At 38.1% G+C, this 23,615-nt stretch carries 21 protein-coding genes and 1 tRNA gene; 19 read left to right on the top strand and 3 right to left on the bottom strand.

Annotation, left to right across the window (positions count from 1 at the left end):
- The first annotated feature begins 13 nt into the window (after nucleotides 1-13).
- On the top strand, nucleotides 14-370 hold the full coding sequence (gene acpS / locus EKM63_RS07565; protein WP_125705294.1) for a holo-ACP synthase: 357 nt from the start codon (nucleotides 14-16) through the stop codon (nucleotides 368-370).
- A 2-nt stretch (nucleotides 371-372) separates the two neighbouring features.
- Complete coding sequence (gene alr / locus EKM63_RS07560) at nucleotides 373-1,482, top strand: alanine racemase (RefSeq protein ID WP_125705292.1); 1,110 nt, start codon at nucleotides 373-375, stop codon at nucleotides 1,480-1,482.
- Between the two features lie 123 nt (nucleotides 1,483-1,605).
- Here alr and EKM63_RS11315 read toward each other — a convergent pair.
- Nucleotides 1,606-1,702: transfer RNA gene (locus EKM63_RS11315), tRNA-Sec, on the bottom strand.
- 225 nt (nucleotides 1,703-1,927) lie between these two features.
- On the opposite strand from EKM63_RS11315, the gene prdC reads away from it, so the two are divergent.
- From prdC to selA, 14 genes are all read left to right on the top strand, one after another.
- Entirely contained in the window at nucleotides 1,928-3,277 is a 1,350-nt protein-coding gene (prdC, locus tag EKM63_RS07555) for a proline reductase-associated electron transfer protein PrdC (protein WP_263852859.1), read from the top strand.
- 21 nt (nucleotides 3,278-3,298) lie between these two features.
- Nucleotides 3,299-5,269 (top strand): D-proline reductase (dithiol) proprotein PrdA, encoded by a 1,971-nt coding sequence (gene prdA, locus EKM63_RS07550; protein WP_125705288.1) that lies wholly within the window; start codon nucleotides 3,299-3,301, stop codon nucleotides 5,267-5,269.
- A 19-nt stretch (nucleotides 5,270-5,288) separates the two neighbouring features.
- Nucleotides 5,289-5,591, top strand: a complete 303-nt coding sequence (locus tag EKM63_RS07545; RefSeq protein ID WP_125705286.1) for a CBO2463/CBO2479 domain-containing protein — start codon at nucleotides 5,289-5,291, stop codon at nucleotides 5,589-5,591.
- Nucleotides 5,591-6,316 (top strand): D-proline reductase (dithiol) protein PrdB, encoded by a 726-nt coding sequence (prdB, locus tag EKM63_RS11545; RefSeq protein ID WP_125705284.1) that lies wholly within the window; start codon nucleotides 5,591-5,593, stop codon nucleotides 6,314-6,316. The genes EKM63_RS07545 and prdB overlap by 1 nt, the downstream gene beginning before the upstream one ends.
- Before the next feature lie 62 nt (nucleotides 6,317-6,378).
- Nucleotides 6,379-7,119 carry a proline reductase cluster protein PrdD gene (gene prdD, locus EKM63_RS07535; protein WP_125705282.1) on the top strand — a complete coding sequence of 247 codons (741 nt, stop codon included), beginning with the start codon at nucleotides 6,379-6,381 and terminating at the stop codon, nucleotides 7,117-7,119.
- A gap of 12 nt (nucleotides 7,120-7,131) precedes the next feature.
- Nucleotides 7,132-7,611 carry a glycine/sarcosine/betaine reductase component B subunit gene (locus tag EKM63_RS07530; RefSeq protein WP_125705280.1) on the top strand — a complete coding sequence of 160 codons (480 nt, stop codon included), beginning with the start codon at nucleotides 7,132-7,134 and terminating at the stop codon, nucleotides 7,609-7,611.
- Between the two features lie 10 nt (nucleotides 7,612-7,621).
- On the top strand, nucleotides 7,622-8,638 hold the full coding sequence (locus tag EKM63_RS07525) for a proline racemase family protein (protein WP_125705278.1): 1,017 nt from the start codon (nucleotides 7,622-7,624) through the stop codon (nucleotides 8,636-8,638).
- A gap of 14 nt (nucleotides 8,639-8,652) precedes the next feature.
- The gene (locus tag EKM63_RS07520) at nucleotides 8,653-9,576 is read left to right on the top strand and encodes a sulfite exporter TauE/SafE family protein (protein WP_125705276.1); all 924 of its coding nucleotides are present in this window, start codon (nucleotides 8,653-8,655) and stop codon (nucleotides 9,574-9,576) included.
- Nucleotides 9,577-9,624: 48 nt separating this feature from the next.
- Nucleotides 9,625-10,659 carry a selenide, water dikinase SelD gene (gene selD, locus EKM63_RS07515; protein ID WP_125705274.1) on the top strand — a complete coding sequence of 345 codons (1,035 nt, stop codon included), beginning with the start codon at nucleotides 9,625-9,627 and terminating at the stop codon, nucleotides 10,657-10,659.
- Nucleotides 10,660-10,672: 13 nt separating this feature from the next.
- On the top strand, nucleotides 10,673-11,269 hold the full coding sequence (gene yedF, locus EKM63_RS07510) for a sulfurtransferase-like selenium metabolism protein YedF (protein ID WP_125705272.1): 597 nt from the start codon (nucleotides 10,673-10,675) through the stop codon (nucleotides 11,267-11,269).
- Nucleotides 11,270-11,279: 10 nt separating this feature from the next.
- Nucleotides 11,280-11,546 (top strand): DUF3343 domain-containing protein, encoded by a 267-nt coding sequence (locus EKM63_RS07505; RefSeq protein ID WP_125705270.1) that lies wholly within the window; start codon nucleotides 11,280-11,282, stop codon nucleotides 11,544-11,546.
- A 9-nt stretch (nucleotides 11,547-11,555) separates the two neighbouring features.
- On the top strand, nucleotides 11,556-13,466 hold the full coding sequence (gene selB / locus EKM63_RS07500; RefSeq protein WP_125705268.1) for a selenocysteine-specific translation elongation factor: 1,911 nt from the start codon (nucleotides 11,556-11,558) through the stop codon (nucleotides 13,464-13,466).
- Nucleotides 13,463-14,623 (top strand): aminotransferase class V-fold PLP-dependent enzyme, encoded by a 1,161-nt coding sequence (locus tag EKM63_RS07495; RefSeq protein WP_125705265.1) that lies wholly within the window; start codon nucleotides 13,463-13,465, stop codon nucleotides 14,621-14,623. Before selB ends, EKM63_RS07495 begins: the two co-directional genes overlap by 4 nt.
- Nucleotides 14,623-16,014 carry an L-seryl-tRNA(Sec) selenium transferase gene (gene selA / locus EKM63_RS07490; protein ID WP_125705263.1) on the top strand — a complete coding sequence of 464 codons (1,392 nt, stop codon included), beginning with the start codon at nucleotides 14,623-14,625 and terminating at the stop codon, nucleotides 16,012-16,014. The genes EKM63_RS07495 and selA overlap by 1 nt, the downstream gene beginning before the upstream one ends.
- A gap of 47 nt (nucleotides 16,015-16,061) precedes the next feature.
- Here the strand turns inward: selA and cbpA are convergent, their stop codons facing one another.
- A complete protein-coding gene (gene cbpA / locus EKM63_RS07485; RefSeq protein ID WP_125705261.1) occupies nucleotides 16,062-16,724 on the bottom strand; it encodes a cyclic di-AMP binding protein CbpA in 663 nt (220 codons plus the stop codon).
- A gap of 93 nt (nucleotides 16,725-16,817) precedes the next feature.
- Nucleotides 16,818-17,801, bottom strand: coding sequence for an L-lactate dehydrogenase (locus tag EKM63_RS07480; protein ID WP_125705259.1), 984 nt, complete (start codon nucleotides 17,799-17,801; stop codon nucleotides 16,818-16,820).
- A 143-nt stretch (nucleotides 17,802-17,944) separates the two neighbouring features.
- On the opposite strand from EKM63_RS07480, the gene pth reads away from it, so the two are divergent.
- The 3 genes from pth to EKM63_RS07465 are packed head-to-tail and all read left to right on the top strand — an operon-like array spanning nucleotide 17,945 to nucleotide 23,614.
- Nucleotides 17,945-18,502, top strand: coding sequence for an aminoacyl-tRNA hydrolase (gene pth, locus EKM63_RS07475; protein WP_125705257.1), 558 nt, complete (start codon nucleotides 17,945-17,947; stop codon nucleotides 18,500-18,502).
- Between the two features lie 25 nt (nucleotides 18,503-18,527).
- Nucleotides 18,528-22,049: a transcription-repair coupling factor gene (gene mfd / locus EKM63_RS07470; protein ID WP_125705255.1), complete on the top strand. Its 3,522-nt coding sequence runs from the start codon at nucleotides 18,528-18,530 to the stop codon at nucleotides 22,047-22,049.
- Nucleotides 22,049-23,614 (top strand): putative polysaccharide biosynthesis protein, encoded by a 1,566-nt coding sequence (locus EKM63_RS07465; RefSeq protein ID WP_125705253.1) that lies wholly within the window; start codon nucleotides 22,049-22,051, stop codon nucleotides 23,612-23,614. Before mfd ends, EKM63_RS07465 begins: the two co-directional genes overlap by 1 nt.
- The last annotated feature ends 1 nt before the right edge of the window (nucleotide 23,615 follow it).

Here is a 23,615-nt window from a genome sequence, read left to right as displayed (position 1 = left end):
TGAAGAATTTACTATGATCAATGGTTTAGGAATAGATATTGCAGAAATAGATAGAGTTAGAAAAATTTACGGTAGACATCCAAAGTTTTTGGAAAAGATTTTGAATGATGATGAAATCGAAGTTTTCAAATCTATGCGTACTGAAAAATCTCAAATGACTTATTTAACTGGGCGTTTCTCAGCCAAAGAAGCATTTACTAAAGCAATGGGCACTGGACTTGGAAAAATTGGTTTCCACGATTTAAGTGTATTGAATTATGATTCTGGAAAACCTTACATCAAGACTGATATCTACAAAGGAAATATTCTTATCTCAATTTCTGATACTGACGAATTGGTTATTACCGAAGTAATTCTAGAGGAGGAATGAAAATGAGACCATCACTACATAGACCCGCAACGGTTGATATCAACATGACAAATTTGAGGACAAATTTGCGAAATGAAATAAACTCTGTTCCAAAAGGAACGGCTGTATTTGCGGTTGTTAAAGCAAATGCTTACGGCCACGGTCTGCTTCAAGTTGCCAAAGCAGAAATTGAAAATGGTGCATCTGGACTTTGTGTTGCAACATTAGATGAAGGATTGGAAATCCGTGATTCTGGGATCGTAGCACCAATTTTGGTGTTAGGTATAACTCCTGAGAAATATGCTGAAGTAGCTAATAAAGCAGATATTTCACTGACAGTTGGATCACTTGAATGGCTTAAAAATGTTGTTAGTCAAAACATCTATCAACTTAAAGTCCATATCGGCGTCGACAGTGGGATGGGAAGAATTGGATTCCGCAATCATGATGATTTGGTTGAAGCATGTGACTTTTTAAGAGATCATCCAGAATCATTTATACCTGAAGGACTATTTACGCACTTTTCAACAGCAGATAATCCCGATAAAAAATATTTTGAGAAACAAGTAAAACGATTCAATGAAATCAAAGCTGATCTGCCGGTAGAATTCAAGTATGTTCATTGTGCTAACTCAGCTACTGCCTTGTGGCACCGTGACTTAGCCATCAATATGGTCAGATATGGTATCGCATTGTATGGACTGAACCCATCACAGACAGATATTCCAGAGACTCCATATAAGCTAGAACCAGTCTTGAGCTTGCATTCAGAGCTAGTATTTGTAAAAGAGGTTCCAGCTGGCGAAAGTATCGGATATGGTGCCACATATACAACAAGTGGCGATGAATGGATCGGAACAGTTCCAATGGGTTACGCTGACGGATGGCTCCGTAGGATGCAAGGAGCAGATGTTTTGATTGATGGAGTTCGTTGTCCTATAGTTGGTAGAGTATGTATGGATCAATTTATGGTAAAACTTCCACACAAGCTACCTGTAGGCCAAAAAGTAACTTTGATTGGTAGGGATGGTAATGATGAAATTACGACTACTGACGTGGCAAAATATGCCAATACAATCAATTACGAGATACTCTGTTGCCTTTCTGAAAGGCTTCCAAGGTTTTATCATTAATTTGTGAAAACTTTAACAAGGAAAATGAAAAAAAGAGCCGCATTTTTTAAAATGCGACTCTTTTTTTGTTGAAAACGATCAACAGTTTTTAGTTTGAATTGTATACAATTCAATTTATATGCGTGGCGGGAATGTGTGGGAATCGAACCCACCCAAGAAGCTACTAACCCCTCATACTAGTTTTGAAGACTAGAAGGAACACCAGAACCTATCCACTCCCAATTAAAAATATTATCACAGTGTGTACATATGTCAATCTAAAACGGTTACATAAATTTATTAAATATTTCTTGGGGTTTTCCCTGAATTTAAAATATTATATTTTTCTGAAAATCCTATAAGTACTGATATCATGGTAATCATATAATTAACTGAAAATTAATTATATTAAATCATTAATTCTCACTTAATTTACAGTATTTTATGTGATAATATGAACATGCGAATGAAAACGTGTGCATTTCGCTATCAAAGTCGGGAGGAGGTGAAAATAATGGAAAAAGTCAGATATTTACTAAAACAACATGTTGGAGGCCCTGATACACCAATCGTTGAGGAAGGCCAACGTGTTCGTAGAGGTGAACTAATTGCAGAACCAAGTGGTTTGGGAGCAAACATTCATGCAAGTTTGAACGGTACCGTTATTTCAGTAAATGATAAAAGCATCGATATTGATGCCGATGAAGAACAAAATAAGGATGATTATGTACATATTCCAGATTCCGATGATTACTTGACAGATATTAAAAATGCCGGAATCGTCGGAGCTGGTGGTGCAGGTTTCCCTACAGATGTTAAATTATCAAACAAAATCACTGGCGGTTATTTGATTGCTAACGCAGCAGAGTGTGAACCTTTACTTTGTCACAACACTGAAGTTGAAGAGCGTTATGCAAACCAGATCGTTAGAGGTATGAAATACATGATGGAGATCACTGATGCGAAGGTTGGATATATTGCTACAAAGAAAATCCACCACGCAGCACTTCTCGCATTAGGTAAAGCATGTAAGAACGAACCTAACATCAAAGTTAAGTTACTTACAAACATGTATCCAGCAGGTGATGAAAGAGTTATCGTTCGTCAACTACTTGATATTGTGCTTAAACCTGGTGAACTACCAATTAAAGCCAATGCAATTATTCAAAATACTGAAACAATCAAACGTATTACAGAAGCAATTGAGGATAGAAAGCCTTTTATCGACAAGGATATTACTTTGGATGGTCGTATCAAAGAACATTCAACAGTTTTCGAAAATGTACCTATTGGATTACCAGCTAAGAAGTTTATCGATGCAGCAGGTGGCTATATAAGCCCGCATGGTGACATTACAGTTGGTGGACCATTTACAGGAAAAACAGGAACTGAAGAAACACCAGTTACAAAGACAACTGGAGCTTTCTTAGTAGCAATGCCTTATCCACAAGCACATAAGAAGATTGGTCTTCTTGAATGTGAGTGTGGTGGCCAAGAACCACGTCTTCGTGAAATTGCTGAGAAGATGGGCAGTGAAGTTGTTGCCTTTCGTCGCTGCAAGCGGATGGTTTTAGTAAATGGAAGATATCGGTGTAGTCTACCGGGAATTTGTCCCGGACAGGCTGAAGCAGTTCTTGGTATGAAGAAAGAGGGAGCTGAAGCAATCTTAACTGGAACATGTCAAGATTGAACGAATACCGTCGCAGGTATAGCTCCTCGTGTAGGAGTTTCAGTTTATCATTCAACAGATCATGTTTTAAGAGCAGCAGGTCATAGATTATATCGTCATCTTCCAGAAGATTTTCAATCTAAGTAGAAATCAAGGGAGGTAGACAATATGTCTATAACAAAAGAAACAGCCATGGATCACGCAAAGGATCCTGCTGTACTATGCTGTAGAGCAGAAGGCGGAATTACAATCGAAGCACCAAATCTTGAAGATCCTTCATTATTTGATGACTATGTTGATTCTGGCCTTTTGGAACTACCAGACAATGTTCTAACAATCGAACAAGTATTAGGAGCAAAATTAAAGGAAACAACAGATGCCTTGATTCCATTGACACCTGATAACGTTGATGACATCCAATCAGTTTCTGACGATTCAAGTGATGACTCAGATGCAGATGATGACGATGCAGCAACTGATTCCACAGATGATGCTTCTACTCCGGTAGAAAACACTGATCAACCAGTACAAAGTACTGTAGCACCAGTAGTTTCAAGTAGTTCAGTTTCTAATGGTTCAATCAAGATCGACATTGCTGAAGGTAAGGGAATTCATCTAGAAGTTCCTATGACAGCAACTGCCGTTCAAGACCAAACAGCCGCTCCTGTTGCTGCACAAGTAAATGCAACAGAAAATGCTGACGCTGCATCAAACAATGATGCAACTAGTTCAGATGACAGTGATGCTTCATCAGATGATGAAGTTGAAACAAAAGTTGTTCGTGAACTAGAACGTGATCACTTCAAAATCGACAAAGTAGTATTTGGCGACAAGACAGAGATCAATGGCACAACTTTGACTATTAGAACACCTAAAGATCTATGTAAAGAAGCTGCTGACACTGAAAAAATCGTAAAAGATATGGCTTTGGAAATTATTACACCAGACGATTATGACAAATACAGTGAAACAATCATGGATGTTCAACCTATAGCATGTAAAAAAGAAGGAGAAATCGGAACAGGTGTTACACGTGTTCTTGATGGAACTGTCTTTATGCTTACAGGTACTGATGAAAACGGAATTCAAATTGGTGAATTCGGTTCTTCAGAAGGTGAACTAAACAAAAATATTATGTGGGGTCGTCCAGGATCACCTGATAAGGGCGATATCCTCATTAAAGCTCAAGTTACAATTGAAGCCGGACGTAACATGGAACGTGTTGGTCCTCTAGCTTCCCATAAAGCCGCTGACGTTATTGTTCAAGAAATAAGAGAAGCCTTGAAGAAGGCCGATGACAGCTTGGTAGTTAAGAAGGATGAAGTTCAACAAAAACGTCATCCAAATCAAAAACGTGTTGTTATTGTTAAGGAAATCATGGGACAAGGAGCTATGCATGATAACTTGATCATGCCTATCGAACCAGTTGGTACATTGGGTGCAAAACCTAACGTTGACCTTGGTAACTTGCCTATCATGCTTTCACCTCTAGAAGTTCTAGATGGTGGTATCCATGCCTTGACATGTATCGGACCTGCTTCTAAGGAAACATCACGTCATTACTGGCGTGAACCAATGGTACAAGCAGCTATGGACGATGAAGACATCGATCTAGTAGGTGTATTGTTCGTTGGATCTCCACAAGCAAACACAGAGAAATTCTACGTATCTAAGAGACTTGGTATGACAATTGAAGCAATGGACCTTGATGGTGCCATTGTTACAACTGAAGGATTTGGTAACAACCATATCGACTTTGCATCACATATTGAAGAAATCGGTAAGAGAGGCGTTCCAGTTGTTGGTATGACTTATTCTGCTGTTCAAGGTGCTCTTGTTGTTGGTAACAAGTACATGGATGCAATGGTTGATAATAACAAATCTGCTCAAGGTATCGAAAACGAAATCTTCGAAAATAATACATTATGTCCTGAAGATGCAATCAGAGCATTAGCTATGTTGGAAACAAAGATGGCTGGTGGCAAGATCGACAAACCAGAACGTAAATGGAATCCAAATGTTAAAGAAAATAACATCAAAGTTATTGAAGAACATGATGGAGTTAAGATTGACGTTGAACCTAATGAGCAATCATTACCTAAGAGTAAGAAGAGACTAGAAATTTACGAAAAAGAATAATGAATGAAGGGTATTAGGAATGGATGAATACGATAAGCTAAACTATGCATCAACAGAGTCAGTCTACGAAGGAGTTATTTCGGAGGTGACCGATGCAGGTGTCACGATCGAATTAAAAGGTCGTCTGGGAACCTTAACTGTCCCTAAGCGAATGTTGATCTGTGAACACGACCCACAAGTTGGGCACGAAGTTGGTTTCTTAATGTCTTACCCAGAAGTATTATCCGAAACCCCAAATCCAGATTATGTGCAAGCTTTCAAAGATTATAAAGAACATAGAGAAGAAATTAAACAGCGCACTAAGGAAAGAGAGGAAAAGTAATGACCTTAAAGAAATATGATGGCCTACAGTCAGAAATATTTGTTCCAATTACGCCGAAGCCTGTCTGGGCTCCCGTTACAAAGCCATTAAAAGAAATGAATATTGCTATCGCCACAGCTGCTGGTGTTCATCTGAAATCAGATAAACGCTTTAACTTGGCTGGTGATACAACATATAGAGAGATACCTTGGGATACACCATCTGATGAATTGATGGTTTCTCATGGTGGATATGATAACAGTGATGTTAATAAAGATATCAACTGCATGTTCCCAATTGATAGATTACGTGAATTGAAGGATGCAGGATTTATTAGAGGACTAGCACCTATTGAATATGGATTCATGGGTGGTGGTGGAGACATCGAAGCCTTCACTGACAGTACTGGTCCAGAAATTGCACAAAAACTTAAAGCTGAAGACGTTGACGGCGTCATCATGACAGCTGGTTGAGGAACTTGTCATAGATCTGCCGTGATCGTGCAGAGAGCAATTGAATCCGTTGGGATTCCTACAATCTTAATAGCAGCTTTACCTCCTGTAGTTCGTCAAAATGGTTCACCAAGAGCCGTTGCACCTCGTGTACCAATGGGGGCTAACGCCGGAGAACCTAATAACGTCGAAATGCAAACAGGAATAGTTAAAGATACGTTGAAACAGTTTGAAGTTCTTGATTCACCTGGAAAGATCGTACCTTTACCATATGAATATTTAGCCAAAATTTAATTTTGGGTATTTTAGGAGGGCATAAGTATGCCCTCCTTTATTATTTATAAGGAGCTATTCCTATGAAAAAAAATACGTTGAACATCAAGGCATTTTCAATGCAAAGCGTTAAGTTTGGAACAGAATATCACCTTACAAAAAATAGTTTAGAGATACCGGATCATGCACTATTTGATTTGGATGATCGACTTAAAGAAATGACTATCAAATTGGTAGACCCAAGGGATTGTCATTTTGAAATAAATACCATTATGGATGTCATGCCTATCTCAACCAAAGTATTGGGAGAATTAGGATATGGGCTCACTCACACACTGACAGGCGTCAATGTAATTTTGACTGGTGCTGATGAGACTGGAGTTCAGTTACATGAATTTGGGTCTTCAGATGGTTATTTAGATCAGAAAATCATGTTTGGACGTGATGGTACTCCAGATTTAGATGACGTAGTAATTTTGATCGACGTCGTTTTGAAAGAGAATTTTGAATTTAACCGTGACACCTGTGAAATGGTGTTTAGAACTGCTGATAAATTTTTACAACCAATAAGAGAAGAATTGAAAATGTTGATGGGCAGAGATGCTACTGATGACATTGAATATGTAGATACCCAGAATCCTGGTCAACCAAAGGTTGCTGTCGTAAAAGAAGTAGCCGGTCAGGGTGCCATGTACGATAATATAATTTTTCCAAAGGAGCCAGCAGGAATAGAAAAGGGTATTTCCATTATCGATATGGATAACATGCCAGTTTTATTAACTGCTAATGAATACCGCGATGGTGCTATTCATGCTCTGGTCTAGGAGGGATAAGTTATGGGAATAGGACCTTCCACAAAAGAAACAACTTTACATCATTTTCATGATCCGCTTGTAAGAGAGGTATCAAATGATCCTGATGTAGATTTTCTAGGTGTGATCTTAGTTGGTACACCTCAGGACAATTATCTAAAAAATCTTGTTGGTAAGAGAGTTAGCGTGTGGCTTGATGCCATGCGTGCCAATGGAGCTATAATTTCTGCCGATGGTTGGGGCAACTCAGATGTTGACTTCATTAATACAATGGCAGAAATCGGTGACAAAGGTATCAGTATAGTTGGATTGAAATTTATTGGAGCGCAAGCGGGATTTGTGGTGGAAAACGAGTACACCAAATTCGTCGAGGACATCAACAAATCTCCCGCGGGAATTGAAACTGAGGTTGTCGGTGAAAATAATTTGGATTCCAAAGACGCGCACAAAGCATTGGGATTGTTAAAACTTAAAATGAGACATGATGGACAAGTAGTTCATTAGGGGGACAGTCATGCAATTTACAAAGATGATGACAGCAATCGATTCTCATACAGCTGGTGAAGCCGCACGTATTATTACAAGCGGCGTCCCGAGACTTAAGGGAAATACGATTGCTGAAAAGAAACAATATTTAATTGATAATTATGATGATATCAGGACTGCAGTAATGTTAGAGCCACGTGGTCATGGCGAAATGTTCGGTGCATTCTTGATGGAACCAGTGAATCCTGAAGCAGATTATGGTATCGTTTTCATGGATACTGGTGGCTATTTAAACATGTGTGGACATAATACGATTGCAGCCGTGACAGCTATCGTTGAAACAGGTATGGTAGATGTAGAACCTGGAGCAACTGAAAAGAAAGTTGTTTTGGATACACCGGCTGGATTGATTCATGCAACTGCACACTTGAAGGAAGGAAATCAAGTGGAAAGCGTTTCTTTCCAAAATGTTCCTTCATTCTTATATAAAAAAGATGTCAAAGTAAATGTACCAGATATTGGTGAAGTTACTTTGGATATCTCATTTGGTGGAAGTTTCTTCGCTATCTTGCCAGTTTCTGAAGTTAACGAAAAAATCGAAGCTGATAATTCTCAAAAACTTGCCGATATTGGTATGAAGATTCTTCATGCAGTTAACGAACAAGTTGAAGTTCAACATCCAACATTGTCACACATCAAGACAGTTGATTTGGTCGAAATGTATGGTGAACCAAAAGATGCTGGATCAACACTTCAAAACGTCGTTATCTTTGGTGATGGTCAAGTTGACCGCTCACCTTGTGGTACCGGAACAAGTGCAAAGATGGCAACATTACATGCCAAAGGTAAACTTGGTATTGATGAAAAGTTTGTTTACGAAAGTATTTTGAAGACCAAGTTTTATGGTCGTGTTGTAAAAGAGACAAAGGAGGGCGACATACCAGCTATAATTCCTGAAGTTACTGGATCAGCATGGATCACTGGGTTTAACCAGTTTGTGTTCGACCCAACAGATCCATTGTCTAACGGATTCGAATTGAAATAGGGGAGGGAATTATTATGATATTACGCTTAATCCAAATTGTATTAGGTATTTTACTAGTTTACGTTGCCATTATTTTTGGTAGAGATTTGATAAAGCACAAGCATCAGAGTGACGGAAGTATTCCAGTTGCCACAGGTATCGGTTTTGTTACTAACTTCTTGGATGCTCTGGGTATCGGAAGTTACGCTCCAACTACTTTGTTACTTAAAGCTACAAAGTACTTGAAGTCAGATAAGCTTATTCCAGGTACCTTAACAGTTGCCTGTTCAATACCTGTTATTGTTGAAGCATTCCTTTTTACTAACACAATCAAGGTCGAGGGTCCAACCCTTATTTCCATGGTTGTAGCTGCAGGTGTTGGTTCGGCTATCGGTTCGAAAGTCATGACTAAGTTTAACGAGAAAATCGTTAGAATCGTTATGGGAATTGCACTAGTTGCAACAGCCGTATTGATGTTGCTTTCACAATTAGGTGTATTAAGTGCTTTAGGTGCTGGAAATACAGCTATTGGTTTACACGGTATCAACCTTGTTATTGCTGTAGTTGGTAACTTCATTCTTGGTGCATTGATGACTGCAGGTGTTGGTCTTTATGCTCCATGTATGGCATTAGTTTACATGCTTGGAATGAGTCCAGCTGTTGCTTTCCCAATCATGATGACATCAGCTGCTGTCTTGATGCCAATTGCTAGTTACGAGTTTATTAAATCTGGTAACTACAACCGTAATGCCAGTTTAGGTATCACTATCGGTGGTGTTATCGGTGTTGCAATTGCTGTCTTGTTTGTTAAGAGTTTGGATTTAAATGTTTTAACATGGTTGATCATTGTGGTTGTTACATACACAGGTTTATCAATGTTATATCAAGGTATCAAACAAAGATCAGAATCAGTACAACAAGCTAACGCTGATGAAAGTACTGAATCTGACCCTAAGTAAAGTGATTTGAGAGGGTCACTAATCTATTGAACGTGAGGGATGATTATTATGGATTCAACCGTAGATAAAGGTGAAACATTATTTGTTTGTGGTGGTTGTAACGCAAAAATGGGACCAGGAAAATTGGAGAATCTCTTAAAAGATCTTCATCAAGATAAACAACCTGATGTCATGGTCGATTTTGAAACGACTGATGACGCTGCTATTTTGAAAGTTAACGACGACACAGCAATTATTCAAACTATCGATTTCTTCCCTTCAATGGTTAGTGATCCCTACATCTTTGGAAAAATTGCTGCAGCAAATGCATTAAGCGATGTATGGGCAATGGGTGGAACGGTTGTTTCAGCTCTAAACATTGTTTGTTTTCCACAAGAAATGAATCAAAATATTTTAAAGAAAATCTTACAAGGTGGTCTTGAAAAGGTGACTGAATCTGGCGGTTTCTTAGCCGGAGGTCATTCGATCCAAGATCAACGTCCAAAGTATGGATTATCTGTAAATGGAATTGTTGATCCGAAAAAGATCCTCAGAAATAATACCTGCAACTCTGGCGACGATTTGATTTTGACTAAACCACTTGGTGTAGGAATCATCACTTCAGCATATGGTGCAGATGCTGTCAGCAAAGAAGCTTTCGATGGTGCAGTTGAAAGTATGACAACATTGAACAAATATGCTTCTGAGATCATTAAAGAATATCCAGTTTCAGCATGTACCGATGTCACAGGATTTGGTTTACTAGGTCATTTGAACGAATTCTTGAACGGCAAACATTCAGCTGTTTTAAACGCAACAGATATACCGATTCTTCCTTCAGCCTATGAGGCAGCTGATGAATTGCTAGTAACTGGTGGTGGACAACGTAATCGTAAATTCTTAGATGGTAAGATCAACTTTACGTTTGATGATAATGCCTTAGAAGAAGTTTTGTATGATCCTCAAACTTCTGGTGGGCTATTGTTTAGTATTGATCCTCAATATACCGACGAAGTTCTCGGTAAGCTCAACAAGTTGAGCTTGAGAAGTGCTCGTATCGGGAAAGTTGTGGATAAAGAGGATAAAGAAATTACTGTTAATTAAGAGGGGTGCTATTATGAAAAAAATCGATGCATTAGATAAAGTTTGTCCAGCTCCAATTATCATGGCTAAGCAAGCCTTGAAAGAGAATGACGCTGTTGAAATCTTAGTAGATGATGACATGGCTCCAGAAAACTTGAAAAAGTTAGCTGATCAAAAGAAATATGATTACAATGTTGAAAATGGAGACAATGGTCAATTTACAGTTACATTAAAGAAGACTGATAAAACTGTTGAAGGCGATGTTCCTATTAATGGTTTCAACGAACAAGGTGAATCATATATCGTAGTTATCAACACAGATACTATGGGTCACGGTGATGAAACTTTAGGTAAAAACTTACTTCACGGTTTTGTTTATTCATTGACAGAACAAGATGTATTACCAGATAAGATTCTTTGCTATAACGGTGGAGTTCATTTGGTTACAGAAGGTTCAGATTATTTGACAGACCTTAAAGCACTTGAAGAAGGAGGAGTTGAGATCCAAGCTTGTGGAGCTTGTCTTGATTACTTTGGATTGAAAGATAAAGTTGCTGTAGGTTCAGTTACAAATATGTTCAATATTGTTGAAACAATGAGAAAACATAATCGTATTGTTAGACCAGATTAGAGGCAGAAAAATGGGACAAACTTTTGGATTAATGACATTTAATACAACGCATGAGGCTATTCAAATCAAGGATATTTTGCATGAAAACCCTGACTATACCTCAAGTATTATTTCAACTCCCGGCAGTATTTCTGCAGGTTGTGGAATGAGTGTTAGATTTAATTACGACGAAAAGAACGCCATTCTTCAATTACTAGCTGATAAAGGTTTTAGCTATCAACAGATTTACAAGGGCAACAGAGTCGGTGTTAAAAGCACTTACGAGTTGGACCAGTAGGGGGATATCATGGAAACAATTGGTCAAGATCAAATTATTATTGCAACGGCCGGACATGTTGATCATGGTAAAACGACTTTAATCAAAGCTTTAACAGGTATCGATACTGATACTATGGAAGCAGAAAAAAAGCGTGGCTTAACTATCAATTTAGGCTTCGCCTTTTTTGATTTACCGAATCATGAACAAGTCGGAATCGTCGATGTGCCAGGTCATGAGAGATTTTTAAAGAATATGATTGCTGGATTAAGTGGTATCGATCTAGTTTTGCTAGTTGTTGATGCTGCTGAGGGTATCATGCCACAGACTAAAGAACACGTTGAGATCATGTCACTGTTGGGCATCGACAATTACATCGTAGTCTTGAGTAAAGTCGATACAGTTGACGATGATATTAAGGAATTAGTTACGGAAGATGTTAAAGATTTCTTGAAAGATCATGATATCGATGCTCCGATCATTCCGGTTGACGCAATCAGTGGAACCGGTATGAAACATTTGATCGAAGTCATGGATAACAAAGTTGAATCGATCAAGAAACCCAAATACAATGGCATTCCAAGAATCAATGTTGACCGCTCATTCTCTATCAAGGGATTTGGTACGATCGTCACTGGTACTTTATTGGAAGGTGAATTGACAAATGGGATGACCTTAGAAGCTTTCCCAAGTGGAAAAACTACTAAGATCCGTAATATTCAAGTTCATGACCATGATGTGGATAAAGCTCTGCCTGGTACCAGAACCGCAATCAATTTGGCAAATTTGAAAACAGACGAGATTCGTCGTGGGGATGTTTTGACTTTGCCAGGAAACATTAAGCCAACGTATATGCTAGATGTTGACTATCAGATGTTGCCAGATAAAGACATCAATTATGTCAAACTTTGGAGTCGTGTCAGAGTTTATCTTGGTGCACAAGAAGTTATCGCTCGTGTTGTTCCACTGGGTGAAGATAGTATCGATGCAAGTAAGGATAATTATCTTCAATTAAGACTTGAGGAACCAGTTGCTGTTAAAAAAGGTGACCGTTATATTCTTAGATCTTATTCACCAATGGTATTGATCGGTGGCGGAACTGTTTTGGATCCAAATCCAACCAAGCATCGTCGTTTCAATGATGATGTTTTGAAGCAGTTATCTGTTAAGGCTTCTGGTAATCAAGAACAGATCATGCTCGATTTCTTAATGAATCAAGCTGAACTAGGAGCAACTCGCGAAAGCTTAGCTGATTATTTGAACATTTCTAAAGAAGATGTAAATGACTTAGTTGGCGACTTGAACAAAGATAAAGAAATAACTCTGATCGGTAACTTAGTAGTTCATTCTGACAAACTTAAGGAATTTAAGAATGATGTTGTACATACATTGAACATGTATCATAAGCAACATCGTTTGCAAAAAGGGATGCCTAAAGAAGAACTAATTGCCCGTTTCAAGGGTGTTGCTGAAAGTAAGGTCATGGAAAAAGTCTTGGATGATATGGTCTCTGAGAACATGATCAGACTGGAAGAATCATATGCAGCAGCGGCTGATTTTGAAGTGAAATACAACAAATATCAGCAAGCAGCGCATGATGAGTTGATTGCAGATTTGAGCAAGAACCCATTGATGCCACCAAGTGATGAAGACTTGATCGGTGGAGATAACAACAAAGCCGAAGTTTTGAAATCACTTGAAGGTGGAGAAACAGTTCGATTGAGTGAAAAAAATGTCATGCTCCGTTCTGCTTTTGAGGACGTAACCAAACAAGTTGAGGATTATCTTGTAAAAAATGACACTATGACGATAGCGGAATTCCGTGATTTGAGTGGTGCAAGTAGAAAATACGGCATGATGATTTTGGAATACATGGATAAGCAAGGTGTAACTAGACGTAAGGAAAATATGAGAGTTTTGGCAAAGAGGGTAAGCGTATGATTTATTTCGATAATTCAGCAACGACTGCAATCAAACCTAAAATAGTTGGGGAAACGGTAGCAAAGGTATTGACTAGTGGAACTTATGGTAATCCTGGAAGGGATTCATCTGATTATAGTGTTCACAGTAGTGACATCGTTAATCATGCACGAGAACAGTTCAAGACACTGTTTAATGTTCCATCTACAGACTTAGTCACATTTACAACGAACGCGACTGAGAGCCTTAATACTGTCCTCAAAGGACTATTACATAGTGGTGATCATGCGATTGCTACTAACTATGAACACAATTCAGTAATTAGGCCGTTAGAGCAATTGAAAGCAGATGATGGGGTAGAAGTCAGTTATTTGCCATTTGATCCAGCAACTGGTCAATTACAAGTTGACCAACTTGAGGATATGATCAAACCAAATACCAAATTGATTGTTTGTACTCATGCTTCAAATGTTACTGGGTATGTTTTACCGATCGAGAAGATAAGTAAGATATGTCAAAAACACAATCTGCTTTTAGTTATTGATGCTGCCCAAACAGCTGGATTTGAAGATATCGATATTCAGAAAATGCATATCGATGCTCTGTGTTTTACAGGGCATAAATCACTGTACGGTCCCCAAGGAACCGGTGGTATTTGTTTAAGAGAACCACTTGAAATTGAACCACTGAAGAGTGGTGGAACTGGGATAGATTCATTCAATACAAGTATGCCAAAATATTATCCAACACATCTAGAAGCTGGAACTATGAATGTCCCAGGAATCGCCGGTTTATCTGCTGGTGTTCAATATGTATTGGATCATGGTGTTAAAAATATTCAGTCACAAGTTCATCACTTAACTGATTTACTACAAGCTGGATTGAAACAGTATCCAGAAATTAAGATTTATACACCTGAAGATGCTGAAACAACTGGCGTTGTTGCTTTCAACGTTAAGGGTGTAGACTCGGCTGATGTTGGACAGTGGCTTTGGGACGAACATCAAATAGCTACCAGATCAGGTGCTCATTGTGCTCCTAAAGTTCACCAAACATTTGATACCGTGTCACAAGGGATCGTGAGATTATCTCTTTCAAGTTTTAATACTGAAGACGAAGTTGATACTTTCCTTCAAGCAATCAAAAATATGATGGAAGAATTCAGAAAGGAAAGCTAATGGATCAAAAAACTCTTTTAAGAAATTTACCTTCTGTAAATGATTTGTTAAATTCTAAAGCTGCCCAAACGTGGGAAGAAACCGTGGATGTGGAAGTTGTTAAAGAAATGATCACAACTGCTATCGATGAAGCTAGAAAAGATATTTTGAATTCAAAAATTTCTGAATTAACATCTGATTATTTTGACAGTAAGATCGAAAAATATTTAGCTGATCGTCGTGTTAGTCAAATTCAACCAGTTGTCAATGCGACAGGAGTCATATTACATACGAATTTGGGTCGTGCCAAACTTGCCACAGCGGCACAAGATGCAATCAGTGACGTCGCCGGACATGCAACAAATTTGGAATATGACATTACCATTGGTCAACGTGGTGATCGATACAAAGCGGTTGGAAAGTTGGTCGCTGAATTAACAGGTGCAGAAGATGCAATCGTTGTTAATAATAATGCCGCTGCTGTCATGTTAGTTTTGAGCACACTTTTCAATCAAAAAGAATTGATCACTTCACGTGGTCAGCTGGTAGAAATTGGTGGTTCATTCAGAATTCCTGATATCATCACATCAACTGGTGGTATTTTGAAAGAAGTTGGAACGACTAATAAGACTCATATCAAAGATTATGAAGATGCCATCAATGAAGAAACTGGTGGAGTATTGATCGTCCACACTAGTAACTACAAGTTGATCGGTTTTGCTGAAACTCCAGATTCTAAGGATTTGGCAGATTTATGCCGTAAACATCACTTACCATTAGTCAATGATCTAGGTAGTGGTTTAATGGTTGACTTGAGTAAGTATGGATTAGGTAACGAACCAACAATTGCCCAAGAATTGAAAAACTGTGATTTGGTCATGTTTTCCGGAGATAAATTACTTGGTGGTCCTCAAGCTGGGATCATTGCAGGTAAGAAAAAATACATTGATCAATTGAAACATAATCAATTGTTGCGTGCGTTACGTGTCGACAAAATTACGCTGGCATCATTAATGGCAACTTTGAAATTGTATCGAGACCCAGACAATGCGGTTAAGCAAATTCCTGTTTTGAATGAGTTAACGATGAGTCCAGAGGATGCTTTTAAACGAGCTGAAACTCTTCAAAAATTGATCGAAGACGAAACTAAGTTCAAAGCAACAATAGAGAAGGGAACTACAATGGTCGGTGGTGGTTCATTCCCAGAAGTACAGTTGCCAACTTATTTGATCGACCTTCAATCAAGCACTTCTGAAACTAAATTAAATCGTGATCTCGAATATGCACATTATCCAATTATCACTAGAATCAGTCATGGAAAAGTCTTCTTAGACTTGAGAACTATTGATGAATCTGATTATGAAAAGATAATTGCAAGTCTCAAAGAAGTAGCAGAAAAAATTTCCAAATAAAAAAATCGTGAGCCCACATTTGGTGAGACTCACGATTTTTTTGCATTTTATAATGTATTTTTGTTCAAAATCTTTCCTGATCTGAGGTCATCAATCTCAGAAACGACGAAGCTTTTCTTCTCTAATCGTTTAATGATGTTCTTCAAGTCATCAACTGTAGTTTCGGCAGGAAGTGTAAATAGGTTACGTCTAACAACTTCGTTAGTTTTTGCGTCCAATGTTACACAACCTGAGATTGAAACGTACTTGGCGATGATTTTGAGCATTTTAGCCAAGTCACCACGTTCGCCAGTTGAACTAACTGTTAATACGTAGCTGCTGACTTCCAAATTCCAGGCATCAGATAACATATTCAAGAGTCTTGCGTGAGTTAAGATACCGTAGAATAAATTGTTTTCGTCTAAAACAGCAATGTATGGAAGGTCCTTAATGTTGAAGAATACTTTGAAGAAAGGAGAATCTACGTTGATAGTTTTTGTGGCATTTTTCATAAGCGTAGTAACAGGTAAACTCATATCACCACCACGTGCAATGTGACGATAAATATGCATTTTGTAAATATTTCCGCGGAAGATCTGACCTGTTTCATCTAAGATGGGAACACAACGGAAGCCAGAATCTTCTAAGACTTTTAAAGCTTCTTCCAATGTAACTGTTTCTTTAACAGTCGTTAATTTTTCTTTTGTTTGAACCAATGATTTAACTAGCATTTATATACTCTCCATTTGAACTCGATGTATTAATAATACAGTAGTTCAAGGCAAAAAAAAAGAATGCCTAAGCATTCTTTAATCTATCAAGGATTATTGACGACCTTTGATACCTGTTGCTTCGAATCCATCTTTAAGAACTTTAGCAAGTGCGTCAGCTGAGCCTTTCATCTTTGCACTTTCTTCGTCTGTTAATGGAACTTGAAGAATTTGTTTCAAACCTTTACGGTTAACGATTGCTGGTGAACCGATATATACATCGTTTACGCCATATTCACCGTTCATGTATACAGATAATGGAAGCACTGTATTTTCGTCTGAAAGAATTGCTTTAGAAATTCTTGCAAGAGCAGTACCGATTCCGTAGAATGTAGCACCTTTCAAGTTGATGATTTCGTAAGCACCTTTGATAACACGTTCTTGAATAGCATCAAGTTTTTCTTGTGTGATTTCTGGGTGGATTTCCATCCATTCTTTCATTGTGATTCCGCCGATTGTTAGATGTGACCATGCAGCGAATTCTGAATCACCATGTTCACCCATGATGTAACCATGGATAGAACGAGGATCAACGTCAAGTTCTTGACCAACGAATTTTTGTAATCTAGCAGTGTCAAGTGAAGTACCTGAACCAATAACACGTTCCTTAGGGAAACCTGAAAGTTTCCATGTAGCATATGTAAGGATATCAACTGGGTTAGCAGCAACTAAGAAGATACCGTTGAAACCTGAGTCAACGATTGGGTCAACGATTGATTTCAAAATGTTAAGGTTTTTGTTAACTAGGTCAAGTCTTGTTTCACCTGGTTTTTGTGGTGCACCGGCTGTAATAACAACCAAGTCAGCATCTTTGGCATCTGAATATTCACCTGCATAGATGTTCTTTGGATATGTCCAAGGAGTTGCATCAGCAATATCAATTGCGTCACCCTTGATCTTATCCTTAGCAATATCGCAGATTACAAATTCTTGAGCGATACCTTGTAGTGTCATTGCGTATGCGTAAGTAGAACCTACAGCACCATCACCGACTAGAAGTACTTTTTGATGATTCTTTTCATTTGTTGGAGTCGTCATATAAATTATCATCCCTTCAAAAATATTATGTTTCAACGCTAATTATACAAATAAAGACACCTAATGTACAATAACGATACGAAAAAAATGAAAATTTTCATGAATTAAAATGATATAATTGGACATCGAAATGGGGTATTAAATTGAAATGTATTATAGGCCTTGGTAATCCGGGCAAGAAATATGATAAGACTAAGCATAATATGGGTTTTATGACTATCGACAAATTGATGGATAGTTATGGTCAAACTCAAATGAAAAAGGACTTTAGCGCTGAATATTGCAAATTTAAGGTCAAAGGTGAGACTGTCTTTTTAGTTAAACCACTTACTTTTATGAATGATTCAGGGCGTGCTGTTCGTTTAATAATGGGATATTTCCAGATTCAAGAAGACGAAATCATGGTCATTCAAGACGATTTAGATATGCCGATCGGTAAAGTGAGATTACGTTCCAAGGGTTCTGCCGGTGGTCACAACGGAATAAAGAGTATAATTTCTGCCGTGGGTACAAAAGATTTCAAACGTATCAAAATCGGGATCCAACATCCAGCAAGACAAACGGTCGTGAACTGGGTTCTTACACCTTTCTCAAAAGATGAAGCACCTGCTGCATTCATGGGTATCGATAATGCTGCATCAGCCGTTGAAGACTGGGTAGATGGCGATAGTTTTGACCAACTAATGAACAAATACAACTAAGCTACCTTAATTAAGGGGGTCAAATGTGGATTTAACAAAATACATTTCTAATAGACTCGACCTTGGGGAATTTATCGAAAAGATCAAACCAGAGACTAAAAACATGCTCACTGGTTTGATTGGATCGACGATTGCCCTATTTGCGTTGGATACTTTAGAAAAAACAAATAAGAAAATATTGATCGTTGAAAATACTAATTTTCACGCTAATAGATTATATGATGATTTAAATTTGATCGATGGGGAACGAGTACATATTTTTCCAGTGGAAGAAGCTATTTCAACAGAGATAGCAACAAGTTCACCTGATGAATTGAGTCAACGACTAGATGCTTTGAGCTTTTTGGTGAACGACCAACCAGGAATCGTCGTTACTTCAACTGCAGGTATTGAATATGCTTTATCTGCTAAGGCTTTATTTAAAGAATCCCAGCTGAAAATTGAACAGAACGAAGAATATGATTTGGATAATCTCAATTCGATTTTTGTACAAATGGGATTCAGTAAGGATAAATTGGTTGCTAAGCCGGGCGACTTTGCTATACGTGGAGATATTGTTGATATTTATCCGTTAAATATGGATGATCCGTTGCGTATCGAATTTTTTGGTAATCAAGTTGAGAAAATCAAGTCATTTGATACTGAGACTCAAAGAAGTATTGAAGAGTTGAAGTCAGTGGAGATCTTACCTGCTAAAGATAGGATAATAACTGATGAACAGGCTAAGTCTGGATTAAAGAAATTGCAGAAGAGTTACGATAAACAACTTGAAGCTGCAGATAAAGAGACTAAGAACAATCTTGAATTGACTTTTGCACAGATGATTGAGGAAATGTCAGAAGGGATCCACCCCGATACTATTGGAAGTATTATCGATTACGTCATTGATACACCAAGTGGTCTATTGGATTATCTCGCTGATGACGACATTGTTATGTTTGATGAATATAATCGTTTGGTCGAACAATCAAATGATAATAAAGCTGACAATGCTGCCTGGTTATCTAGCCAACTTGAGTATGGAAAAGCATTGCCAGAACAAAAGATCCGTCGTAACTTTGTCGATTTGGTGACTATGAATAAAGATGCTCAAGTATATCTATCACAATTCCAACAAGGAATCGGACGTATCAAACTTGACCAATTACAAAATGTTCCAGTTCGCTCGATGCAACAGTTCTTTAGTCAAATGCCATTGTTAAAGTCAGAAGTAGAACGTTGGCAGAAGCAAGAATACACTGTTTTGATTTTGATAAATAATCAGAAGAGAATCAATGCTATCAGTAATACTTTGACTGATTTTGGTATCAAGGCTTCGTTAACAACGGCCGATAAAATTTTGCCAGGACAAACTCAAATAATGAATGCCAGTTTAGGATTAGGTTTTGAAATGCCTGAGAAGAAGCTAGCAGTCATTACTGAAAAAGAGTTGTTCAATAAACAGCCTAAGCGTCGTCGACATCAAACTTTGGCCAATGCGGAACGTCTGAAGAGTTATAACGAACTCAAACCGGGCGATTATGTTGTTCATGTCAATCATGGTATCGGTAAATTTATCGGTATGAAGACCATGGAAGTCGATGGAAAACATCAAGATTACATTACGATTGAATACCGTGATGATGGCCGTTTGTTCATTCCAGTTTCTCAATTGGATATGGTTCAAAAATATGTCTCATCAGAAGGTAAGTCTCCACGGGTCAACAAACTTGGCGGTAAGGAATGGGCAAAGACTAAGAATAAAGTTCAATCTAGTATTGAAGATATCGCTGACGATTTGATTGATCTATATGCTAAGCGTGAAGCTGAAAAGGGCCATCCGTTTCCGAAAGATGACCAGATGCAACATGACTTTGATAATGCCTTTCCATATCCAGAAACACCTGACCAATTGCGTTCAATTGATGAAATCAAACGTGATATGGAAAAAGCCCATCCAATGGATAGGTTATTAGTTGGGGATGTTGGCTTTGGTAAAACCGAAGTTGCGTTGCGTGCAGCGTTTAAAGCTGTTGAAGGCGGTAAACAAGTTGTATTTCTTGCGCCAACAACTTTATTAGCTCAACAACATTACGAAACAATGCGTGACCGTTTTGAAGGATTTCCAGTTAATATTGCAGTTCTATCTCGATTCCAATCTCGTAAGCAGAGTAAAGAAATAATCGAAAAGCTTGCTGAAGGAGAAATCGATATTGTTGTTGGGACTCATCGTCTGCTTTCAAAGGATATGAGATTTGATGATATCGGTCTATTGATAATTGATGAGGAACAGCGTTTTGGTGTTAAACACAAAGAGAAAATCAAGGAATTAAAGGCTAATGTTGATGTATTAACACTTACGGCAACTCCAATACCTAGAACATTGAACATGTCAATGTTGGGAGTTCGTGACTTGTCACTGATCGAGACGGCCCCAAGTAACAGATATCCAGTTCAAACTTATGTCATGGAACAGAATTTTGATGTTGTTGCTAGTGCCATCAAGCGTGAAATGGAACGTGGCGGTCAAGTCTTCTATTTGCACAACAGAGTGGAAGATATGGAACGAACTGCCGACCAGATCCAAGCACTAGTTCCCGAAGCACGAATTGCTACAGCTCATGGACGAATGAATGAAACGCAAATGGAAGGTGTAATTTCCGACTATTTGAACGGAGATTATGATGTCTTAGTCACAACGACAATTATCGAGACCGGTGTTGATATGCCAAATACCAATACTTTGATTGTTGAAAATGCTGATAGATACGGACTTTCACAACTTTATCAAATTAGAGGTCGTGTTGGCCGTTCAAGTCGAGTGGCATACGCATACTTGATGTATCGTCCTAACAAAGTTTTGACTGAAGTCGGTGAGAAACGTTTGGAAGCTATCAAAAACTTTACCGAGTTAGGTTCAGGATTCAAGATTGCCATGCGTGATTTGTCCATTCGTGGTGCCGGTAACTTGCTAGGTAAGCAACAGCATGGATTTATCGATTCAGTCGGATTTGATTTATATTCACAAATGTTGAATGACGCGGTTGCTAAGAAACGTGGCCACACTAAAGCTGAGAAAACTAATTCAGAAGTTAATCTGGAGTTGGATGCATACATCCCTGCTGATTACATTACTGATGAGCGACAAAAGGTTGAACTATACAAACGTATTAGACAAATTGATTCTGTCGAAAATTATCAAGAAGTTCGTTCAGAATTGATCGACAGATTTGGCCAATATCCAGATGAAGTCTCTAATCTGTTGGATATCAGTTTAATGAAGGCAAACTTTGACGAAGCGTTAGTTAAGAAAGTTATCATGAAGAACGGCATTATTGCTATCACATTTTCAGAGAAGGCTACAGATTACTTAACAGGAGATTTAGTTTTCAAATTCTTGGAGAACACTACAATGAAGGCTACCGTTAAAAATGATGGCAATGAATTTAGAATTTCGTTGGATTCAGGTAGTGTTGAGAGAAATCAATGGTTTGATCAACTACAAATTTTTGCCGAGAAGATGATGGAGAAATTTGTAGAAATGAAGAAAGCTAAGAATAAGAAATAATGCAAAGAGAAACTATTTCAAAGGCTGTCAAAGGTACGTGGGTGCTGACAATAGCTTCACTTTTTTCAGAATTGCTCAGTGCTATCTACCGGATCCCGTTACAAAATATCGTCGGAGATCGAGGGTACTTTATTTATCAGCAAGTTTATCCGATATATGGAATCTTCTCAGTACTTGCACTTACTGGATTGCCGGTAGTGTTATCCAAGTCGTTTGCACAACAGAATGATCAAGCGGCGAAGAACAAATTGCTCAAGATATCGTTCGTGATCATGATGGCAGCAGCTATCGGATTGATATTCGTAATTTGGAGTAGCGCCAGATATTTGGCAATATTCATGGGAGATCCTAGTCTGTACCATGAAATACGAACAGTCAGTTTGGCATTTATCTTAGTGCCATTCGAGGCTAGTTTGCGAGGCTACTTTCAAAGTGACCTGGTAATGGAGCCGAGTGCTTTTTCTCAAGTACTGGAACAGTTGATTCGAATAATAATAATTATTGGATCTGCTGTTTTGTTCGGTCGTGGTGCAATCAACATCTATCAAATGGGTGCATTAGCTAATTCAGGAGCATTCATCGGTGGAATTTTTGCAGTATTCATCTTATTGTTTACCTTTTTAAAGAGTGAAAATAAATTCTTTATAAAAACTCCTGAAGTAAATATTGAATTGGAACATGGATTAGGATTGGAAATCGTGTTGATAATCCTTTTCACTGGAATAACGATTTTTTATCAGTTCATCGATTCCTTCAGTATGCTGCGACTACTGATGCATAATGGTATGCCACTTCATCAAGCAGAAATAATGAAGGGTGTATTTGACCGAGCACAACCATTGATACAGTTGGGGATAGTAATTTCACTCTCGTTTATTTCGACGATAATGCCACAACTGAAGAAAACAAATCAAACAGATCAGAATAAACCATTGATCAAGCGCATGGTCAGAGTCTGTCTATTGCTTTCCATTGCTGAGACAGCGGGGCTAGTAGCCCTTATGCCGGACATCAATATGATGTTGTTCACCAATACATCAGGTTCAGTTGCCTTGGCAATTTATATGTGTTCGATATTTTTGGTTTCAACAATTAATTTATTAGTTGCAGTTACGAGTGGAGATTCTAGCAAAAATTTGTCAAAGCTGGTATTATTTATCGCATCGCTAGTTTTCAAAATCGTCTTGAATATATTGTTAGTTCCATCAATGCATATTACTGGATCTGCCATCGCAACAGTATTGAGTGAATGTGTAATATTATTTGGAATAATGTTCATTTATCGATCGAGTCTAGGATTCTTAGTTTTAAGTTGGGACTTCGTACTGAAGACGGCTGTGGCTGGATTAGTCATGGCACTTATGATTCGAGCTTTAGAGAAGTTCATGCTGAACTTTATGGAATTGACCCGATTGAGTTCTGTATTGATAAACGTAATTTTGATTCCAATTGGAGTAGTCATTTTTCTATTCTTTGCAGTGGAATGGAAACTATTAAAAAAATCTGAATGGGAGATCCTGCCATTTGGTAAGCATTTAGTAAAATTAATAAAAATCGAGGATTAAA

Source organism: Companilactobacillus mishanensis (assembly GCF_003946505.1).
GTDB lineage: Bacteria > Bacillota > Bacilli > Lactobacillales > Lactobacillaceae > Companilactobacillus > Companilactobacillus mishanensis.
Note: the sequence above shows the minus strand (reverse complement) of the source record. Positions and strands in the feature narration are given on the sequence as shown.

Excerpts from the sequence above, each read along its gene's own strand:
- selB (WP_125705268.1), top strand. The coding sequence starts at position 11,556 with ATGGAAACAATTGGTCAAGATCAAATTATTATTGCAACGGCCGGACAT.
- EKM63_RS07480 (WP_125705259.1), bottom strand. The coding sequence starts at position 17,801 with ATGACGACTCCAACAAATGAAAAGAATCATCAAAAAGTACTTCTAGTC.
- EKM63_RS07505 (WP_125705270.1), top strand. The coding sequence starts at position 11,280 with ATGGGACAAACTTTTGGATTAATGACATTTAATACAACGCATGAGGCT.
- EKM63_RS07520 (WP_125705276.1), top strand. The coding sequence starts at position 8,653 with ATGATATTACGCTTAATCCAAATTGTATTAGGTATTTTACTAGTTTAC.
- cbpA (WP_125705261.1), bottom strand. The coding sequence starts at position 16,724 with ATGCTAGTTAAATCATTGGTTCAAACAAAAGAAAAATTAACGACTGTT.
- EKM63_RS07465 (WP_125705253.1), top strand. The coding sequence starts at position 22,049 with ATGCAAAGAGAAACTATTTCAAAGGCTGTCAAAGGTACGTGGGTGCTG.
- EKM63_RS07525 (WP_125705278.1), top strand. The coding sequence starts at position 7,622 with ATGCAATTTACAAAGATGATGACAGCAATCGATTCTCATACAGCTGGT.
- selA (WP_125705263.1), top strand. The coding sequence starts at position 14,623 with ATGGATCAAAAAACTCTTTTAAGAAATTTACCTTCTGTAAATGATTTG.
- EKM63_RS07530 (WP_125705280.1), top strand. The coding sequence starts at position 7,132 with ATGGGAATAGGACCTTCCACAAAAGAAACAACTTTACATCATTTTCAT.
- alr (WP_125705292.1), top strand. The coding sequence starts at position 373 with ATGAGACCATCACTACATAGACCCGCAACGGTTGATATCAACATGACA.
- EKM63_RS07545 (WP_125705286.1), top strand. The coding sequence starts at position 5,289 with ATGGATGAATACGATAAGCTAAACTATGCATCAACAGAGTCAGTCTAC.
- prdD (WP_125705282.1), top strand. The coding sequence starts at position 6,379 with ATGAAAAAAAATACGTTGAACATCAAGGCATTTTCAATGCAAAGCGTT.
- acpS (WP_125705294.1), top strand. The coding sequence starts at position 14 with ATGATCAATGGTTTAGGAATAGATATTGCAGAAATAGATAGAGTTAGA.
- EKM63_RS07495 (WP_125705265.1), top strand. The coding sequence starts at position 13,463 with ATGATTTATTTCGATAATTCAGCAACGACTGCAATCAAACCTAAAATA.
- prdA (WP_125705288.1), top strand. The coding sequence starts at position 3,299 with ATGTCTATAACAAAAGAAACAGCCATGGATCACGCAAAGGATCCTGCT.
- selD (WP_125705274.1), top strand. The coding sequence starts at position 9,625 with ATGGATTCAACCGTAGATAAAGGTGAAACATTATTTGTTTGTGGTGGT.
- yedF (WP_125705272.1), top strand. The coding sequence starts at position 10,673 with ATGAAAAAAATCGATGCATTAGATAAAGTTTGTCCAGCTCCAATTATC.